The 16,829-nt window shown below is 61.8% G+C and carries 16 protein-coding genes and 1 tRNA gene; 7 read left to right on the top strand and 10 right to left on the bottom strand.

Annotation, left to right across the window (positions count from 1 at the left end):
• Nucleotides 1–8: 8 nt before the first annotated feature.
• Genes PVA39_RS04185 through PVA39_RS04170 form a run of 4 tightly spaced genes read right to left on the bottom strand, consistent with a single transcriptional unit; the run spans nt 9 to nt 3,937 of the window.
• Nucleotides 9–767, bottom strand: coding sequence for an SDR family NAD(P)-dependent oxidoreductase (locus PVA39_RS04185; RefSeq protein ID WP_274122958.1), 759 nt, complete (start codon nt 765–767; stop codon nt 9–11).
• Nucleotides 768–802: 35 nt separating this feature from the next.
• Entirely contained in the window at nt 803–2,209 is a 1,407-nt protein-coding gene (locus tag PVA39_RS04180; RefSeq protein WP_274122956.1) for an aminotransferase, read from the bottom strand.
• Complete coding sequence (locus PVA39_RS04175; protein ID WP_274122955.1) at nt 2,206–2,934, bottom strand: aspartate/glutamate racemase family protein; 729 nt, start codon at nt 2,932–2,934, stop codon at nt 2,206–2,208. The genes PVA39_RS04180 and PVA39_RS04175 overlap by 4 nt, the downstream gene beginning before the upstream one ends.
• Entirely contained in the window at nt 2,921–3,937 is a 1,017-nt protein-coding gene (locus tag PVA39_RS04170; protein ID WP_274122954.1) for a 3-hydroxyacyl-CoA dehydrogenase NAD-binding domain-containing protein, read from the bottom strand. The genes PVA39_RS04175 and PVA39_RS04170 overlap by 14 nt, the downstream gene beginning before the upstream one ends.
• A gap of 76 nt (nt 3,938–4,013) precedes the next feature.
• On the opposite strand from PVA39_RS04170, the gene PVA39_RS04165 reads away from it, so the two are divergent.
• A complete protein-coding gene (locus tag PVA39_RS04165; RefSeq protein WP_274122953.1) occupies nt 4,014–4,703 on the top strand; it encodes a GntR family transcriptional regulator in 690 nt (229 codons plus the stop codon).
• Nucleotides 4,704–5,040: 337 nt separating this feature from the next.
• Here the strand turns inward: PVA39_RS04165 and PVA39_RS04160 are convergent, their stop codons facing one another.
• Both PVA39_RS04160 and PVA39_RS04155 read right to left on the bottom strand, forming a co-directional pair.
• Nucleotides 5,041–6,309 carry an SLC13 family permease gene (locus PVA39_RS04160; RefSeq protein ID WP_274122952.1) on the bottom strand — a complete coding sequence of 423 codons (1,269 nt, stop codon included), beginning with the start codon at nt 6,307–6,309 and terminating at the stop codon, nt 5,041–5,043.
• Between the two features lie 116 nt (nt 6,310–6,425).
• Nucleotides 6,426–7,484 carry a tartrate dehydrogenase gene (locus PVA39_RS04155; RefSeq protein ID WP_274122951.1) on the bottom strand — a complete coding sequence of 353 codons (1,059 nt, stop codon included), beginning with the start codon at nt 7,482–7,484 and terminating at the stop codon, nt 6,426–6,428.
• A gap of 128 nt (nt 7,485–7,612) precedes the next feature.
• Between PVA39_RS04155 and PVA39_RS04150 the strand changes: the two genes are divergently transcribed.
• Nucleotides 7,613–8,530: a LysR family transcriptional regulator gene (locus PVA39_RS04150; RefSeq protein ID WP_274122950.1), complete on the top strand. Its 918-nt coding sequence runs from the start codon at nt 7,613–7,615 to the stop codon at nt 8,528–8,530.
• A gap of 141 nt (nt 8,531–8,671) precedes the next feature.
• Here the strand turns inward: PVA39_RS04150 and PVA39_RS04145 are convergent, their stop codons facing one another.
• The 3 genes from PVA39_RS04145 to PVA39_RS04135 all read right to left on the bottom strand — a co-directional run bounded on the left by PVA39_RS04145 (nt 8,672) and on the right by PVA39_RS04135 (nt 9,829).
• The gene (locus PVA39_RS04145; RefSeq protein WP_274122949.1) at nt 8,672–9,097 is read right to left on the bottom strand and encodes a hypothetical protein; all 426 of its coding nucleotides are present in this window, start codon (nt 9,095–9,097) and stop codon (nt 8,672–8,674) included.
• Nucleotides 9,098–9,160: 63 nt separating this feature from the next.
• On the bottom strand, nt 9,161–9,403 hold the full coding sequence (locus tag PVA39_RS04140; RefSeq protein WP_274122948.1) for an MBL fold metallo-hydrolase: 243 nt from the start codon (nt 9,401–9,403) through the stop codon (nt 9,161–9,163).
• 349 nt (nt 9,404–9,752) lie between these two features.
• A tRNA-Ile gene (locus PVA39_RS04135) sits at nt 9,753–9,829 on the bottom strand.
• A 283-nt stretch (nt 9,830–10,112) separates the two neighbouring features.
• Here PVA39_RS04135 and PVA39_RS04130 point away from each other — a divergent pair.
• The 5 genes from PVA39_RS04130 (at nt 10,113) to argE (ending at nt 15,336) form a co-directional block, all read left to right on the top strand.
• The gene (locus PVA39_RS04130; RefSeq protein ID WP_274122947.1) at nt 10,113–11,600 is read left to right on the top strand and encodes a sensor domain-containing diguanylate cyclase; all 1,488 of its coding nucleotides are present in this window, start codon (nt 10,113–10,115) and stop codon (nt 11,598–11,600) included.
• A 165-nt stretch (nt 11,601–11,765) separates the two neighbouring features.
• Nucleotides 11,766–13,067, top strand: a complete 1,302-nt coding sequence (locus tag PVA39_RS04125) for a flavin-containing monooxygenase (protein ID WP_274122946.1) — start codon at nt 11,766–11,768, stop codon at nt 13,065–13,067.
• Nucleotides 13,067–13,492 carry a RidA family protein gene (locus tag PVA39_RS04120; RefSeq protein ID WP_070884426.1) on the top strand — a complete coding sequence of 142 codons (426 nt, stop codon included), beginning with the start codon at nt 13,067–13,069 and terminating at the stop codon, nt 13,490–13,492. The genes PVA39_RS04125 and PVA39_RS04120 overlap by 1 nt, the downstream gene beginning before the upstream one ends.
• Nucleotides 13,493–13,502: 10 nt before the next feature.
• Nucleotides 13,503–14,180 carry a DUF1028 domain-containing protein gene (locus tag PVA39_RS04115; protein ID WP_274122944.1) on the top strand — a complete coding sequence of 226 codons (678 nt, stop codon included), beginning with the start codon at nt 13,503–13,505 and terminating at the stop codon, nt 14,178–14,180.
• Nucleotides 14,173–15,336, top strand: coding sequence for an acetylornithine deacetylase (gene argE, locus PVA39_RS04110; RefSeq protein WP_274122943.1), 1,164 nt, complete (start codon nt 14,173–14,175; stop codon nt 15,334–15,336). The genes PVA39_RS04115 and argE overlap by 8 nt, the downstream gene beginning before the upstream one ends.
• Before the next feature lie 212 nt (nt 15,337–15,548).
• On the opposite strand, the gene PVA39_RS04105 is transcribed toward argE, so the two are convergent.
• Complete coding sequence (locus PVA39_RS04105; RefSeq protein WP_274122942.1) at nt 15,549–16,472, bottom strand: LysR family transcriptional regulator; 924 nt, start codon at nt 16,470–16,472, stop codon at nt 15,549–15,551.
• Nucleotides 16,473–16,829 lie beyond the last annotated feature (357 nt).

Genomic DNA, 16,829 nt, shown 5'->3' with positions numbered 1-16,829 from the left:
GAGGTGGCTCACTGCGCTGATGTGCCGCCATCTACAGGCACCAGCGCACCGGTCATGAAGCTGGCATCCCGCGAGGCAACGAACGCCACTGCCTTGGCCACCTCCTCGACCTGCGCGACGCGCCCCATGGGGATGCTCGCGGCGAGGGTCCGCACCTTCCAGTCACGGTCATCGCCCTCGTAGGCCAGATCGAGCATGGGGGTATCTGTATCCGACGGGCACACTGCATTGACGCGCACGCCCTGCTTCGCATAGTCCAGCGCCATGCACCGCGTCAGTTGGGTAAGGGCTGCTTTGGACACGCAATAAGCGGTGGCGCCCTGCGCACCCATCAAGGCCCAGTCCGAGGCGACATTGACAATCGACCCCTCCCCCTGTTTGAGCATGACCGGCAACACGGCCCGCGACAGGCGCATCGCTGCCGACAGGTTCAGATCGAGCACCTGGGCCCATTGCTCGTCAGTGCACTCCAACACGGTGCCGTTGATCAGCAACCCGGCGTTATTCACCAACACATCGATACGCCCATAGGCATCGAGACTGGCTTTGACGATCCGCTCGGGCGCCTGCCGGTCGGTGAGATCCTCAGCCACGAATACCGCCCGCGCGCCTTTGGCGAGCAGCCGCTCGACCAGCGATTGTCCTTTTTCTCGATCACGTCCGATGAGAACCAGGTCAGCGCCACGCGCCGCCAACTCCTCGGCCACCGCCCGACCTATACCCGAGGTAGCACCCGTTACCAGGCAGACCTGCTTATCGAATGACATAGCTTTGCTCCTCAACCGAAATACGGATTCTTTGTTCAACGTGCGGCCAAATCCGCCAACTCTGGATGTGCCGCTTTCAGGGCTCGCGCATAAGCGTCGGCGGCACGATCAATGTCGTCGGTGGTGACGGTCAGTGGTGGCGAGAAGGAGTTGACGTGACCGAACGGCAGCGCGCGAGTCAGCACGCCGGCACTCTTGGCATGCCGGGCAACGACACGGTGCGGCGCCTGGTTGGCCTCAAACATGCGGCGAGCACCGCGCTCGGCGACGAACTCGACACCGACCATCAGGCCGACGCCACGGATATCGCCGACATAAGGGTCGTCACCAATGCGCTGGCGTAACGCCTGGATCAGGTAGTCGCCCATGCGAGCGGCGTTCTCCACCAGCGATTCCTGCTCCAGGATGTCCAGGTTGGCCAGCGCGACTGCGCAACCGACCGGATGCCCGGAGTAGGTGAAACCGTGCATGAAGGTGCCAACCTCCGCCGAGGTGGTCTCGAGCACCGACCAGATGCGCTGCGAAACCAGCGACGCGGACAGTGGGAAATAGGCGCTGGTCAGCCCCTTGGCCAAGGACACGATGTCCGGGCGCAGGCCATAGGCGCCGGTACCGAACCAATGCCCGGTACGGCCGAACCCGGTGATCACTTCGTCGACGATGAGCAGAATGTCATGGCGATCGAGCACCGCCTGCACCTGCTCGAAATAACCGGCTGGCGGCAGCACCACACCACCGGTTCCCATCACCGGTTCGGCAATGAAAGCCGCGATGCTGTGCGCGCCCTCCCGGACGATCAGCGCTTCGAGGTCGGCAACCATACGCTGGGTGAAAGCTGCTTCACTCTCACCAGGCTGGGCGAAGGCGAAATGGTGCGGGCAGGACGTATGCAATACGCCCTCCAATGGCAGGTCGAAGGCCTTGTGATAGGAGACGATGCCAGTCAGGCTGCCGCTGGCGCAGGTGACGCCGTGATAGCTGCCAATGCGCGAGATGATCTTCTTCTTGGTCGGCAGGCCACGCAGATTGTTGTAGTAACGCACCAGCTTGACGGCGGTATCGTTGGCGTCCGAACCCGAGGTGCCGAAAAACACTCGCGCCATCTGCGGCGCCGCCGCTTTCTCACGGAACAGGTTGAGCAGCCGGTCGGCCAGACGAATGCTCGATTCCGAGCCCGCCGAGCCGAACAGATGCTGGAAGCTCAGGCGCTTCATCGCATCGCTGGCAGCATCGGCCAGTGCGGCACGCCCATAGCCGACGTTCACGCACCACAGCCCGGCGCCCATGTCGAGCCACTCCCCGCCCTGGCCATCGTAGAGGCGCACGCCTTCGGCATGGCTGTAGATCGCCGGGCCATCACGCAGGTGATCGGCGATCGAAGTAAGCGGATGTAGCAAACTGCGACGATCCATCTGCGAAAGTTCGCTGGCACTGATGTTCATGGCATGATCCTGTGTGAAGACAGAGAAGCATGGGAGGCGCTGTTGAATTCCAATCGGCGGCGCAGCGCTTCGACGGCGCAACCGGGTGTGGTCAGAACGGGAACCGCGAAGACGCCCTGCACCGCGGCAGCGGCACGGGCCAGGGAAAACTGACCGAGCACGACGACATCCAGATCAGCGAACGCAGCGCAGGCGCTGACCACCAATTGGTCGTGGCCCTCACCATCGCCGGCCTTCAGCGCGGCCAAAGCGCCCTTGGCCAGGATCGGCACCACCTCGACGGCGCGCCCGCGCTGACGCGCCATGGCCTGCAGTTCGTCGCGCAGCGAAGCTAAGGATGGCTCATAGGTAACGACCAGGCCGATGCGCGAGCCATGCTCCAGGGCCTGCTCGAACGCTGCTTCGTTGGGGCGCAGTACCGGCACCGGCAACAGGGCTTTCAAGGCATCGATGGCCGGGCCGAATGCCGAGCAGGTGAACAGAATCGCCTGGGTCGCACCGGCCTTGCCCTGATGGGCCAGGCTGTAGCGGGCCAGGGTTTCGAAGCGGGTCGTCATCGACTCGTCGAGACGCCCTGCTGCCGCCAGATCAATGGCCAGCGAGGTATCGAGCAGGTCGAAGCAGAACGCCTCCGGCCAGACCTCGGCGAAGGCGCGACGCGCAGGCAAGACGGATTCCTCGAGCGCATGGATCAGGGCAATGCGTACAACGTCACTCTGGCTCATGACCGACCTCCCGAGCGCGCAGGGCATTGATCAGGCCGGTATCGCGACGTGCCTCGAGCTCAGCAATCGAGCGGCCTTCGGCCTCGCGTTCGATGCCCTCGACCAGCGCGCGGCAGACCGCCTCATCCAGGCGCGGCGCCCCCAACGATGCCCAGCGACGTTCCTGGCTGGGGCCTAGATGGCGAAGATAATGGGCGATGCCGTCCTGCCCGCCACCAAGGTGGTAGGTCATATGCGCGCCGGTCACCGACCAGCGCAGGCCTGGCCCGTGCACCAGCGCCGCATCGACCTCGGCGACATCAGCGATACCCTCGGCAACGATGTGCACCGCCTCACGCCAGAGTGCCGAGGCCAGCCGGTTGGCAATATGGCCGACGGCATCCTTCTTCAGCCGTACCGGGTGGCGACCGACACTGCGGTACAGCGCTTCTGCCTTGTCCAGCACAATAGCGTCGATACCGTACAGCTCGACCAGTGGCACAAGATGTGGGGGGTTGAACGGGTGCGCAGTAATCAGGCGGCGCGGCTCACGCATGCCAGGTGCGAGTTCGGACCAGGTCAGTGCCGAAGTGCTAGAGGCGATGATGGCCTGCGCAGGCAGCAGAGCTTCCATATCGGCATACAGAGCCTGCTTGAGCGCGATGTTTTCCGGCGCGTTTTCCTGCACCAGCGTGGCGCCCTGTAGGGCATCACCTAGACCGCTGGCCAAGCGCAATTGGCCCCGTTGCGCAGGATCCAACCCCAGACTTTCAAGCTGTGCCAACGGCCTGACAAGACGCCCAACGAAACCTCTCAACACGGCGTCACTAGGATCCCAGGCCTGGACGTCAAAGCCATGAGCCAAGAAAAGCGCAGCCCAGCTTTCGCCAATCAAGCCACAGCCAATCACCGCAACCAGACTCTTGCGCTCAGCCACCGACCACCTCCTATTCGCAGGCCCAGCGCGCCAGAGAGGCTCCGCTTTGAGGCAACCCAAAATGCGATCGCAGATCACAAATCGCATATTATGTTTGCGGTCGAAACAAAGCAAGCCCGCCTGCTAGACTCCCGTCAGCAAGCACATAGTCTTGGAGTCCTGAGTGAAAGAAGCGAATACGCTGGGTTTGGATACGATCGAAGCGACCCCTCTGCACGAGATCGTCTATCAACGCTTGATGCGCGCGCTAATGGCCGGGCAGATTCACCCTGGGCAGAAACTGACTTCACGCAAGATCGCCCGAGAACTTGGTACCAGCGACATGCCGGTACGAGCGGCGTTGATGAAGCTGCAATCGCTGCGAGCGCTGGCGCAGTTGCCCAACGGTTCGATGACTCTGCCTGTGATGACGCGCCAGCGCTTTAGCGACCTGATGAATACTCGCCAGATCTGCGAGGGAGCCGCCACCGAGCAGGCTACGCAGCACCTTACCGCCAGTGAACTGAAAGCCATCAAGAAAGGTGCTACGGCCCTGACCCAGGCAGCTCGCAATCGAGATATTGATGACTATCTGCTGCGCAACTACGAGTTCAAATTCCTGATCTACCAGGCCAGCCATTCCGAGTCGCTAATGTTTCTGATCGAGACACTCTGGCTACAGATAGGTCCGTTCCTGCGACAATTTGGTAGCCATTTCGATGGAGATCTCGGGCAAATACTTCAAATCGATTTCCACGAGGAAACGGTAGATGCACTTGAAAGAGGTGATGCTGCAGTGGCCGCAGCCGCGATCAGACGAGACATCGCAGAAGGTGCCGCCTTTTTGCTGGAAAACGGTCAATTCAGCACCTGACTGCGTAGGTCTAACAATTCGAGCAACCTGGTAACCCCCGTCACCTTGAGTCAACGCGTGCCACAAAGTCATGCATTCGGGCGCTTACAAGAATGCCCGATTTGCTAAACGTGCAGGAAGCTCGGCGGACCTGACCGAGACTGACGTTGACCTTAAAATCAAGGCAAGCCGGCAACGCAAAAGTGACTTAGAGCAATTCCCAATAGCGAAATCGAACCACGCCAATACAATCAGCTCAACCGAATCAACGAAAAGCCAAAAAAGATAAACGACCCGCTGGCAATAGCTCCCAGCGGGTCGTTAGTGGCACATTTGCTGAATGTGTCACTTTCCGTCCTCAACCTGGGAAGAACGGGAAGAACAACAGCAATAGAGGAATAGCAATGGCGCCCGCCACCAGGATCAGTGGCAGCCCGCACTTCACATAATCGGAGAACTTGTAACCACCGGCCGAAAGCACCATCAAGTTGGCCGGCATGCCAATAGGGGTGGCATAGGCGCAGGAGCCCCCGATCACGATTGCCATCAGTACTGCCCTTGGATCAGCCCCAAGATTACTCGCAATGGACATGCCGATCGGCACTAGCAAGGCAGTGGTCGCGGTATTGGACATGAAATTGGTCAGCACACAAGAGATGAAGAAAACAACCATCAGCAACACCACCGGAGATGCATCGCTACCGAGCAGATCCATGATGTTTTTTGCCACACTGGCGCCCGCTCCGGTCTGCTCCAAGGCGCTAGCCAGAGCCAGGGTGCCGCCAAAGATAAAGATGGTTTGCGTATCGATGGATTGATATGCCTGTTTCTCGCTCATTACCCCGACGAGCACCAACACGACGGCTCCGATGCAAGCGGTAATATGCAGCGGAATACCGATCATGCTCTCGAAAATCATGCCGAGGATGGTCGAGACCATCACCACGAGTGCGGTGATTTGCTTCCACTTCGGTACCGCACTGAAGTCACGGCCATCTGCCGCCCCCTGCAAGTGCTGATTCGAACCAGCAGGTAGCAACTTATGACCGAACAGAGCGAAATACAGAATACCGCCGACTAGCAACGGCAATCCCACCTTGGCATATTCGAAAAAACCGAACTCGAGACCGATATTCTGCAATGCGCTCTGGGCGATGAGGTTCCCGGGCGCACCAATCAGTGACAGGTTGCCCCCCATCGCCGCCGCAAATACAAGTGGCATAAGCAGGCGCGAGCGCGAGAAACCGGACTTCGCTGCGATACCAATGACCACTGGGATCAGCACGGCAGCTGTGCCGGTGTTGGAGAGAAAACCCGACAACGCACCGACGATGATCATGATAGCCACGATCAACTGCCGCTCAGTCTTGGCGAAACGTGTGACCAGGCCACCGATACGGTTGGCCATCCCAGTCTCGAACAATGCACCGCCGACAATAAACATCCCGACGAAGAGAATAACGTTGGTGTTGATGAAGCCATTGAAGGCGCTCTTGGCATCCAGCACGCCAGTCAAGACCAGCCCCAGGCAGACGATGACGGAGGTCAAGGCCAGGGGGATCTTTTCCCAAACGAACATGACGGTTGCAAACAGCAAAAAAAGCAGGGTGATTTCGATAGGACTCATCGCGAGTGAACTCCAGCTCATTATTTTTGTAATGCCAGTTCCACGACTGCGCTCTCGGGTGCATACGCACCCGAGAGCAATCACAGCCTGATGGGGGAGTAAATACGATCAGCAAATCAGCCAGAGATGGCGTCGAGCACAGCGCCGGTAACCTGTCGGGTAGTCGCTGTGCCACCCAAGTCAGGCGTGTGCAGACCACTGGCGGTGACCTTTTCGATGGCACTCATCAAATGCTCGCTGGCACCTTTCTCACCCAGATGCTCGAGCATCATCGCTGCAGTCCAGAAGGTCGCGATCGGATTGGCGATACCCTTGCCAGTAATATCGAATGCAGAACCATGGATAGGCTCGAACATCGAGGGGAAGCTGCCATCGGGATTGAGGTTGGCGGTGGGGGCGATACCCAGGCTGCCAGAGAGTGCGGCGGCGAGATCGGAGAGGATGTCGGCGTGCAGGTTGGTTGCCACGATGACGTCGAGCTTTTCCGGTTTGAGCACCATGGTCGTGGTCACCGCATCGACCAGTTCACGGTGAGTGGTGACGTCCGGATAGTCCACCGCGACTTCAGCGAACACCTCATCCCATAACACCATGCCATGACGCTGGGCGTTGGACTTGGTCACCAGCGTCAGGTGCTTGGCAGGCCGGCTGCGCGCGAGCTCGAAGGCAAAGCGATGGATGCGCTCGACCCCCACCCGAGTGAAGGTGGAAACCTCGGTAGCCACTTCGATTGGCAGGCCCTGATGCACACGCCCGCCACTGCCAGAATATTCGCCTTCTGAGTTCTCGCGCACGATCACCCAATCGATGGCGCTGCCATTGACCAGTGGGCTCTTGATACCCGGCAGCACGCGTGCTGGACGGACGTTGGCGTACTGGTCGAAACCCTGGCAGATCGGCAGACGCAGGCCCCAAAGGGAAATGTGGTCGGCGACTTTCAGGCTGCCGACAGCGCCAAAGAAGATGGCATCGGCCTGTTTCAGCTCACCGAGTCCGCCTTGCGGAATGTAATGGCCGTGCTTGAGGTAGTACTCCGAATCCCAAGGGTAGTGAGTCACATCGAAAGCGAAGTTACCCTGCTGGCGCGCCAGTGCCTGCAGAACCTCTAGACCGGCCTCAATGACCTCAGTACCGATACCATCGCCGGGAATTGCTGCAATCTTGTAGGTTTTCATGCTGCGCTCCATTTTCTTTTTTGTTGTCGAAGAATACGGCCGCTATGCTGCGGTCGAGGGAGTATAAGCAGTGAAAACAAGCAGATTACCTGACCAAAAATAACAACTTTAATGAATTAGAGTTAATAGTGAGCAGACCCCAAGACCTGACCTTCTTTCATTTGCTAGCAATGCAGGGCAACTTAGCGGCTACAGCGCGTGAGCTTGGCATCACGCCTCCGGCCGTGAGCAAGCGCCTGGCAGCGCTTGAACAGCGGCTCGGCGTGAGACTGGTTAATCGCACCACCCGATCACTCGGTCTGACCCCGGAGGGGGAAATCTACTTTCGTCATGCCGGGCGCATTCTTGGTGACATCGAATCACTCGAAGAACTGGTCACCAGTTCGCGCCAGGCCCCCAAAGGCCTACTGCGCATCAACGCCTCACTGGGCTTCGGTCGACGTCACATTGGCCCGGCGCTTTCTGTATTTCTGGATCGCTATCCGGAGGTCGAGGCGCAACTGATACTCTCCGACCACCCCATGGATCTGGCCGCCAACGGCCTCGACTTGGTCATCCGCTTCGGAAGCCTGCCCGATGCTCGCTTCCACGCTCGACGAATCGCCAGCAATCGACGGCTGCTGTGCGCATCACCGCTCTACCTCGAGCGCCACGGTACCCCACAGCGCCTGCAGGAACTGTCACAACACAACTGCATCTTCTTGAGACAGAACGATAGTATTCACGGGGTATGGGAATTTCTCGAAGGCCAGCGCACGCGTAGCGTCAAGGTACGCAGCAACCTAAGCTGCAACGATGGAGAGGTCGCACTGAATTGGGCTCTGGAAGGCCGGGGAATTCTACTGCGGGCGGAATGGGATATCGCGCGTTACGTCCGTAGCGGGCGTCTGCGCCTTATACTCGAAGATACTCAGGCTGTACCGGCGGATGTCTATGCCATCTATTCCGAACAACACCACCTGTCAGCCAAGGTGCGCCATTTCATAGACTTTCTCGTCGAGCGCTTCCAGCGCATAGACCACTTGGACTCTGGCGAAGTCAGCTGACAATTGCAGCCGTCCTACTGAGCCGAATCTGGCGCGTTTCAACGACACGTTTATATCGCCAAGAAACACCGATGCAGCGCATACCCCAGACCTTTGGCCAAGGCTGACGGCATGGCGCCGTACACGAGCCAGCGATCGCTATCAGTGCTTCTTCGCGTCCAGTTGTAGAGCCTGGGCATAGGAACAGTCGCGCAGCAGCTCGAATGCGCCTTGAACCTCGACAGGCTCAACTACGAATGGATATGCCTGGCTGGGCTGACGCTGCTTGAGCATGGGCAAGCGTTCTCGCGCACCATCGCGAGCAGGATGGTTGGAAATGAAAATGTCGGCGCCCTGCGCCTTGGCCAGCCCCCGGAAGCGCTCAGCAGAAGCAGAGTAAGTGAGAATACGCTGACGATCCGGGCCGAAGTTGAGCCCCGTGCCGCCCCATAGGGCCACCTTGTGTTCGACGCCCTGGTCATACACCGAGAAGATCAGCGAGAGCGTGCCCGGCGTATGCCCTGGCGTGACATATAGCTGCACACGGGTATTGCCGAGGGCCAACAGATCACCATCCTTGACTGCCATGTCGCGCTTGGGCGGCTGTCCCCAACGCGGACTGCTGAACTCCAACTTGGGCTTTTCAAGCTCCTACCAATACTGCTCGCTCATCACCACACGCGACTTGAACTTCTCTACCAGATACGCCTGATCGCCATGTCCATGGGTGATCAGCAGGTAACGGATGTCGGCTGGATCAAGGCCGAGCTTGTGCAAGCCTGCATCGATATAGCGCTGGGCTTCATCAGCGTTGTTCAAGGCATCGATCAGGATCAACCCTTCGCAGGGTTTCAGCGCCCAACTCGCCACGCCGCCCGTACCGGCGAAATACAAGTGTCGAAAACCTGCACCGGTTCGACCGGCGCCTGTGACCAAGCACGCTCGCCTCGATCATTCGCACCATTCTCCTGGCGTGGTCGTAACTCGGCCATCTTCAGCGGTGTGGAAATATCACAGATATTGGCCAGGCGGGGATAAGCAGGGCGGCCTCCATGCCACGCTGCGCGTCCAACTTGGGATCCTGCTGCTCATCCAGGCAATAGCCTTCACATCGTGGTTGAGAGGCCGGATGAGCGGAAATGCCAAGCGTAACGAAGGGATATCTGAACGGTGACCAATTTTTTGTTCTGGCCACAAAAAAGAAAAAGCCAGCTCGAAGGCTGGCTTAACTCTCTGATTTTATTGGTGGGCCCACACGGACTCGAACCGTGGACCAAAGGATTATGAGTCCTCTGCTCTAACCAACTGAGCTATAGGCCCCCAGAAGGCTGGCGGAGTATACCGATGCACTTCGCCGAGTGCCAATCCGATGCGCCACGGCTTGCTGGAACGCCCGAAAGGGTTCATTGGATGACAAACGATTGCGCGCCCGCGCGCAGCAAAACCGCGTGCAATCCCCCCGCCGTTTTGTTCATAATTTGCACGACGTTCCTATCCCGCCGTGCCACCACGCTGACGATACGAGCCCAACCAGCCTAGCCGGGCCCGCACCTTGACGAGTCAGACCTCCAAGATCACTTACCTCAGACGCCTGGTCGCGATCATGACCAGTGTGGTGGGTTTGGCCGTGGTGGTGCTCACGTTCCTGCAGGTCGAATGGGACAGGCGTGAGTCGCTGCGCCAGCATGTCGCCGATATGGAGAACCTGTCGGCGGCACTGACCCGCCAGGCAGAATCGACCATTCGTGATGCCCATGCCGTGCTGCTTGGCATGCAGCGCAAGTTGCAGGTCTCCGGTTATGGCCCCGAGAGCCTGAACGAGGTGCTGGAGGTGGCGCGGGCGCAGTCGGCGATCCTGACAGACGTGCAGGGCTTCACGGTACTCGATGCCAATGGCCGGCCCCTGGTCACCACGGTGCGCAACCCGATCACCAGTTACTCTGCCCTGGATCGCGAGTACTTCCTCGTGCATCGCAATAATCAGGTCAGCGGCTTGTACATTGGCCCGCCGGTGAAGAGCCGCATGAGTGGCGAGTGGGTGATTTCCCTGTCCATGCGGCTGAGCGATGCCAGTGGCGAGTTTCACGGCGTAGTGATGGCGACGCTACTGGTCCAGCACTTCGTGGACTTTTACCAGACCATCGACCTGGGCAGCCAGGGTGTGATCGGCATGGCCAAGCGCGACGGCACCTTGTTGGTCAGGTCGAAGGATTCGGACCAACACGCCGGTCTGAACATGTCCAGCAGCCCACTGCTGCGCAAGGTGAACGAAGAAGGCGTGACGCGCGGCAGCCTGGTGCTCACGGCGATGATCGATGGCGTGAGGCGTATCTACGGCTTCGATACCAGCGATGAATACCCGATTCTGGTGGCTGCTTCACTCGGTGAAGAGGAGGCGATGGCCGCCTGGCGCAGCCGCTCGCTGCAGAACTGGTCGCTGGCTGCCGGTGTACTGGTCATCCTGTTTTCCATGGGCTGGCTGATCTGGCGTGCGCTCGGTCGCCAGGGCCGCATGGAAGCGCGCCTGCAGAGCATGCACCGGGATCTGGCGCTGGCCAACCATGCGCTGGAAATCATGGCCGGCGAGGATGCCCTGACCGGCCTGGCCAACCGCCGCCGCCTGGACGAAGCATTGCGTGCTGCCTTTCAGTCCGCGGCGGCCCAGGCTCAACCGCTGTCGTTCGTGCTGCTGGACGTGGACTACTTCAAGCGTTTCAACGACCAGTACGGTCATCCCGCCGGTGATGAAGCGCTCAAACAGGTGGCGGCGATACTCAAGCGCCACGCCAAGCGTGCTGCGGATACCACCGCGCGCTACGGCGGCGAAGAACTGGCGCTGATCCTGCCAGGCGCGGAAAGCACGGCAGCGATGGCCGTGGCCGAGCGTATCCGCGCTGACGTCGAGGCGTTGGCGATCGCCAACCAGGGTTCGCCCTACGCCAATCTCACCTTGAGCATTGGCGTCGCCTCTTGTACTCCCGGGCAGGCGATACAGACGCCCGCCGCCCTGGTCGCCGCAGCCGACGTCGCCCTCTATGCCGCCAAAAGTGCCGGCCGCAACCGCGTGAACCTCGCCGCACAGCCCGTCTGACAGGCACTGCAGCCATGCCCAGCTTTTTGCTGGGCAACGACTACAAAAACGCTAATTTCGCTATCCCCCACCTCTGAACACAATGGCCTCAACGCACGAACGGCTCGTGCCGGCCAGGGCCATCCCTGTGCATGGGCGCCGGGCCTCCTTCAGAGGGACGCAACGATGGCTGTCGAAACAACCCGAACAGACACCCTAGTGGTGGGCGCCGGCCAGGCCGGCGTGGCGATGAGCGAGCACCTGACCAAACTCGGTGTGCCGCACCTGGTGCTGGAGCGCGAGCGCATCGCCGAGCGCTGGCGCACCATGCGCTGGGATTCGCTGGTCGCCAACGGCCCGGCCTGGCATGACCGCTTCCCCGGGCTGGAATTCGACATCGACGACGACGCCTTTCCAGGCAAGGAACAGGTGGCGGCCTACTTCGAAGCCTATGCGCGCAGCTTCAATGCGCCGATCCGCACCGGCGTGGAAGTGCACAAGGTTCGCCGCAACGCCAATCGCCCCGGCTTTACCGTGGAAACCTCCGAAGGCGTGATCGAAGCCAATCGCGTGGTGGCCGCCACCGGCCCCTTCCAGCGCCCGGTGATTCCGGCCATCGCCCCGCAGGATGAACGCCTCACGCAGATCCATTCCGCCGAGTACCGCAACCCGCAGCAACTGCCCGCCGGCGCCGTACTGGTGGTGGGCGCCGGCTCCTCGGGCACGCAGATCGCCGATGAGCTGATGCAGTCTGGCCGTCAGGTTTACCTCTCCGTCGGCGCCCATGACCGGCCGCCGCGCAGCTACCGCAACCGGGACTTCTGCTGGTGGCTGGGCGTGCTTGGCGAGTGGGACCTGGAGACGCCAAAGGCCGGCCGCGAACACGTGACCATCGCGGTCAGCGGCGCCTATGGCGGCAAGACCATCGACTTCCGCCGCCTGGCTCACCAGGGCATGACGCTGGTCGGCCTGACCCGCTCGTTCGACAACGGCGTGGTGCAGTTCGCCGACGACCTGGCTGACAACATCCGCCGCGGCGACGAGAACTATCTGGCGCTGCTCGATGCGGCGGATGCCTATGTGAAACGCAACGGCCTCGACCTGCCGGAAGAACCCGAGGCGCGCATCATCCCGGCAGATCCCGCCTGCATGAGCGAGCCGCTGCGCGAGCTGGACCTGATCGCGGCCGGGGTGACGTCGATCATCTGGGCCACCGGTTTCGCCACCGACTTCAGCTGGCTGGAAGCCGATACCTTCGATGCCAACGGCAAGCCCCAGCACCAGCGCGGCGTGTCCCGCGAGCCGGGCATCTATTTCCTCGGCCTGCCGTGGCTGTCGCGCCGCGGTTCGTCGTTCATCTGGGGCGTGTGGCACGACGCCAAGCACGTCGCCGACCATATCGCCACGCAGCGCAAATACACCGCCTACCGCGATGCCGAGCAGCGCCAGGCCGCAGCCCCCGTCACCCGCCTGCAGGGAGTCAAGTGATGCCCACCCATACCCGTATCCGCATGTTCAACACCAAGGACACCTACCCCAACCAAGCCCTGGACAACGACCTCTGTCAGGCCGTGCGCGCCGGCAACACGGTGTACGTGCGCGGCCAGGTCGGTACCGACTTCGACGGCAACCTGGTCGGCCTCGGCGACCCGCAGGCGCAGACCGAGCAGGCGATGAAGAACCTCAAGCAGTTGCTCGAAGAAGCCGGCAGCGACCTGTCCCATATCGTCAAGACCACCACCTACATCATCGACCCGCGCTACCGCGAGCCGGTGTACAAGGAGGTCGGCAAATGGCTCAAGGGCGTGTTCCCGATTTCCACCGGGCTGGTGGTCTCGGCCCTGGGCCAGCCGCAGTGGCTGATGGAGATCGACGTGATCGCGGTGATCCCGGACGACTGGCCAGCCCAATAAGGAGGCGTGCATGACCTTTTCCATCGTCGGGCGCTGCCCGGAAACCGGCCAGCTGGGCATCGCCATCAGCTCGTCGAGCATCGCCGTCGGCGCCCGCTGCCCCTGGCTGCGTGCTGGCGTCGGCGCGGTGGCCACCCAGAACGTCACCCTGCCCGCTCTCGGCCCGCAGATTCTCGACCTGCTGGAGCAACAGGCGCTGGAACCAGGCGACGCCTTGCAGCGCGCCCTGGGCGCCAATGGCTGGAGCCAGTATCGCCAGGTGACAGTGATCGACAGCCAGGGCCGCACCGCCCTGTTCAGCGGCAAGGAAGCGCTGGGGCTGTATAACGCGGTAGCCGGTGAGCAGTGCGTGGCAGCCGGCAATCTGCTGGCGAGCGAGGCGGTGATCAAGGCCATGGTCGAGGCCTTCGAGAACGCCAGCGGGCAACTGGCCGACCGCCTACTCGCCGCCATGCACGGGGCTATGGCCGCCGGCGGCGAGGCCGGCCCGGTGCACTCGGCGGCGCTCAAGGTGGTGGGCGATCTGGTGTGGCCGATCATCGACCTGCGTGTCGACTGGGCGGACGAAGACCCCATCGGCCAGCTCGACGGCCTGTGGCAGGCCTACCGGCCGCAGATGCAGGATTACCTGACCCGCGCCCTCGACCCGACGGCGGCGCCAAGCTATGGAGTACCGGGCGATGAATGAGCCAACCAGCCGCGCCCTGCTCGAGCGGCTGATCGGCTTTGCCACGGTCAGCCGTAATTCCAACCTGGAGCTGATCGAATTCATCCGCGAGTACCTGGCGGGCTTTGGCGTGGACAGCGAGCTGTTCCATAACGCCGAAGGCACCAAGGCCAACCTGTTCGCCACCATCGGCCCGCAGGATCGCGGCGGCGTGGTGCTCTCCGGCCATACCGACGTGGTGCCGGTCGACGGCCAGGCCTGGACGGTCGAACCGTTCCAGCTGAGCGAGCATGACGGGCGCCTGTACGGCCGCGGCACCGCGGACATGAAAGGCTTCATCGCCTGCGTGCTGGCCGCGGTGCCGAGCCTCGTGCAACGCCCGCTGCAGGTGCCGGTGCACCTGGCGTTTTCCTACGACGAGGAAGTCGGTTGCCTGGGCGTGCGCTCAATGCTCGCCGAGCTGGAAAAACGCCCGCACAAACCCACCTTGTGTCTGATCGGCGAGCCGACCGAGCTCAAGCCCGTGCTCGGCCACAAGGGCAAGCTGGCGATGCGCTGCGAAGTGCACGGCGCGGCCTGTCACTCGGCCTACGCGCCCTATGGCGTGAACGCCATCGAATACGCGGCGCGGCTGATCGGCCACCTGGGCGAGATCGGCGCACGCCTGGCCCAGCCCGAGCGCCACGATGCGCGCTTCGATCCGCCCTTCTCTACCGTGCAGACCGGCGTGATCAAGGGTGGCCGCGCCCTGAACATCGTGCCGGCTGAATGCGAATTCGATTTCGAGGTGCGCGCCTTGCCGGGCTTCGACGCGCAGCGCGTTCCGGACGAGCTGCAGCGCTACGCCGCCGAGCAATTGCTGCCGAAGATGCAGGCGGTGAGCGCCGCCAGCGATATCCGCCTACACCCCCTGAGCGCCTACCCGGGCCTCGCCACACCGCCGGACAGCGAAGCGGCGCGGTTGCTGGCCAGGCTCTGCGGCTCGACCGATTTCGGCACCGTGGCCTTCGGCACCGAAGGCGGCCTGTTCGACGGTGCCGGCATCCCCACCGTAGTCTGCGGCCCCGGCAGCATGGACCAGGGCCACAAACCCGACGAGTTCGTCAGCGTGGAACAGCTCCAGGGTTGTGATGCGCTGCTCCAGCGATTGGCGGATTACCTCTGCGAGCCGAGCTGAACCGCAACCTGTAGCCCGATGTTGAGCAACGCGATACCCAGGGCATGTTCCCTGGGTGTCGCTGCGCTCGACCCAGGCTACGACCAATGTGGGAGCGCGCCATGCGCGCGAAAAAATCGCGGGCATGGCCCGCTCCCACAGGTGTAGATGCTGATATGAGTAGCTCGTAGGATGGGTGAACCCCATCAACGCACGATGGGGTCCGCCCCATCCTACGCCCCACCCCGCTCACTCAATTGCCCCAACCGCTCCCGGCAGAAATCCACGAACAGCTGCGCCGGTTTGGTCAGTTGCCCGCGTTTGAGGCGCGCCGCCACCAACCCGGAGGTGGCCACCGGCTCGGCGATGTCCACGGTGATCACGCGCTTGCCGTCGTAGGTGCATTCGGAGTGCGGCTTGGTGACCAGCAGGGAGAAACCGAAGCCCTGGCCAACCATGCCGCGCACCATTTCGATGGACGGTGAGCTGAAGACGATATTGGGCGTCAGCCCCAGTTCGTGGAACAGGCTGACGAAGTAGGTTCGGCTGGGTTGCACGTCGAGCAGGATCATCGGCTCCAGGCACAGGTCGCGCAGCGACACTTGGGCCTGGCCGGCGAAGCGATGCTGCTCGGGCAGCAGCACATAGGGTTTCTGCGGTGGCATCAGCGGCTCGGTGGCGATGGTGCCGTCGAGGTCGTGCTCGTAGAGAAACGCCAGGTCGAACGAGCCGGCGGTCAGGCCCTGCACCAATTCCTGCTGCTCGCCATCGCGAATGCGGATGTCCACGCCCGGATAGCGCTCGCGAAAACCGGCGATCAGTTGCGGCAGGTACAGCGGCGCGACGGTTTCGAAGCAGCCGATGTCGATCTGCCCGGCGACGATATCGTTGTCGGCCAGGGCGTTCTGTTCGAACTCGCGGGCCATGCGCAGCAGTTGCTGGGCCTTCTCGTAGAAGCGTGCGCCGCTGGGCGTCAGCGACACGCCCTGGGCGTGATGACGGATGAACAGCTGCACGCCGAAGCTTTCTTCCAGCCCCTTGATGGCCGTGGAAATGGACGGCTGGGCGATGTACAGCTGGCGCGACGCCTCGGCCACGCTGCCCGCTTCCACCGTGGTGACGAAGTACTTGAGTTGCCGCAGGGTATAGGAAGCCACGTGTCCGATCTCAGCGTGATAACTGCTAGGGTCTGTTGGCGTTTCACGCACGGCCGCGCCGGAGCCCGTTTTGGCGCGAGGCAAGGCACGAGCCGCGAAGTTTAGCTGGCTAAATGAGCCGGCGAGAAACGCAGCATCGCGGTAAAACGGGCCCGGCCCTTCGGGTTGCGCGGGAAATCTCGCCATGCGTTGTTGGAGGACTTGGCAAGGGAACACCATTCCCTGCGTCCTCCGCCTAGCCTGGCGAGATTTCTCGCTGCAACGCGGCTCGCGCTGAAACGTCAACAGACCCTAACACCTTACTCCAACACGGCGCCCTGGCGGGGCTCTGCCTTGCAAAGGTTTTTCGTAAGTCCC

It is taken from the genome of Pseudomonas sp. CNPSo 3701, assembly GCF_028674975.1.
GTDB classification, from domain to species: domain Bacteria; phylum Pseudomonadota; class Gammaproteobacteria; order Pseudomonadales; family Pseudomonadaceae; genus Aquipseudomonas; species Aquipseudomonas straminea.
The sequence above is the reverse complement of the archived record's forward strand: the minus strand, read 5'-3'. Positions and strand labels throughout refer to the sequence as shown.

Coding starts and splice junctions, on each gene's coding strand:
- PVA39_RS04170 (WP_274122954.1), bottom strand. CDS start 3,937: ATGCGATTTGTGATCTGCGATCGCATTTTGGGTTGCCTCAAAGCGGAG.
- PVA39_RS04120 (WP_070884426.1), top strand. CDS start 13,067: ATGCCCACCCATACCCGTATCCGCATGTTCAACACCAAGGACACCTAC.
- PVA39_RS04175 (WP_274122955.1), bottom strand. CDS start 2,934: ATGAGCCAGAGTGACGTTGTACGCATTGCCCTGATCCATGCGCTCGAG.
- PVA39_RS04180 (WP_274122956.1), bottom strand. CDS start 2,209: ATGAACATCAGTGCCAGCGAACTTTCGCAGATGGATCGTCGCAGTTTG.
- PVA39_RS04160 (WP_274122952.1), bottom strand. CDS start 6,309: ATGAGTCCTATCGAAATCACCCTGCTTTTTTTGCTGTTTGCAACCGTC.
- PVA39_RS04145 (WP_274122949.1), bottom strand. CDS start 9,097: ATGGCAGTCAAGGATGGTGATCTGTTGGCCCTCGGCAATACCCGTGTG.
- PVA39_RS04115 (WP_274122944.1), top strand. CDS start 13,503: ATGACCTTTTCCATCGTCGGGCGCTGCCCGGAAACCGGCCAGCTGGGC.
- PVA39_RS04185 (WP_274122958.1), bottom strand. CDS start 767: ATGTCATTCGATAAGCAGGTCTGCCTGGTAACGGGTGCTACCTCGGGT.
- PVA39_RS04125 (WP_274122946.1), top strand. CDS start 11,766: ATGGCTGTCGAAACAACCCGAACAGACACCCTAGTGGTGGGCGCCGGC.
- PVA39_RS04130 (WP_274122947.1), top strand. CDS start 10,113: ATGACCAGTGTGGTGGGTTTGGCCGTGGTGGTGCTCACGTTCCTGCAG.
- PVA39_RS04155 (WP_274122951.1), bottom strand. CDS start 7,484: ATGAAAACCTACAAGATTGCAGCAATTCCCGGCGATGGTATCGGTACT.
- argE (WP_274122943.1), top strand. CDS start 14,173: ATGAATGAGCCAACCAGCCGCGCCCTGCTCGAGCGGCTGATCGGCTTT.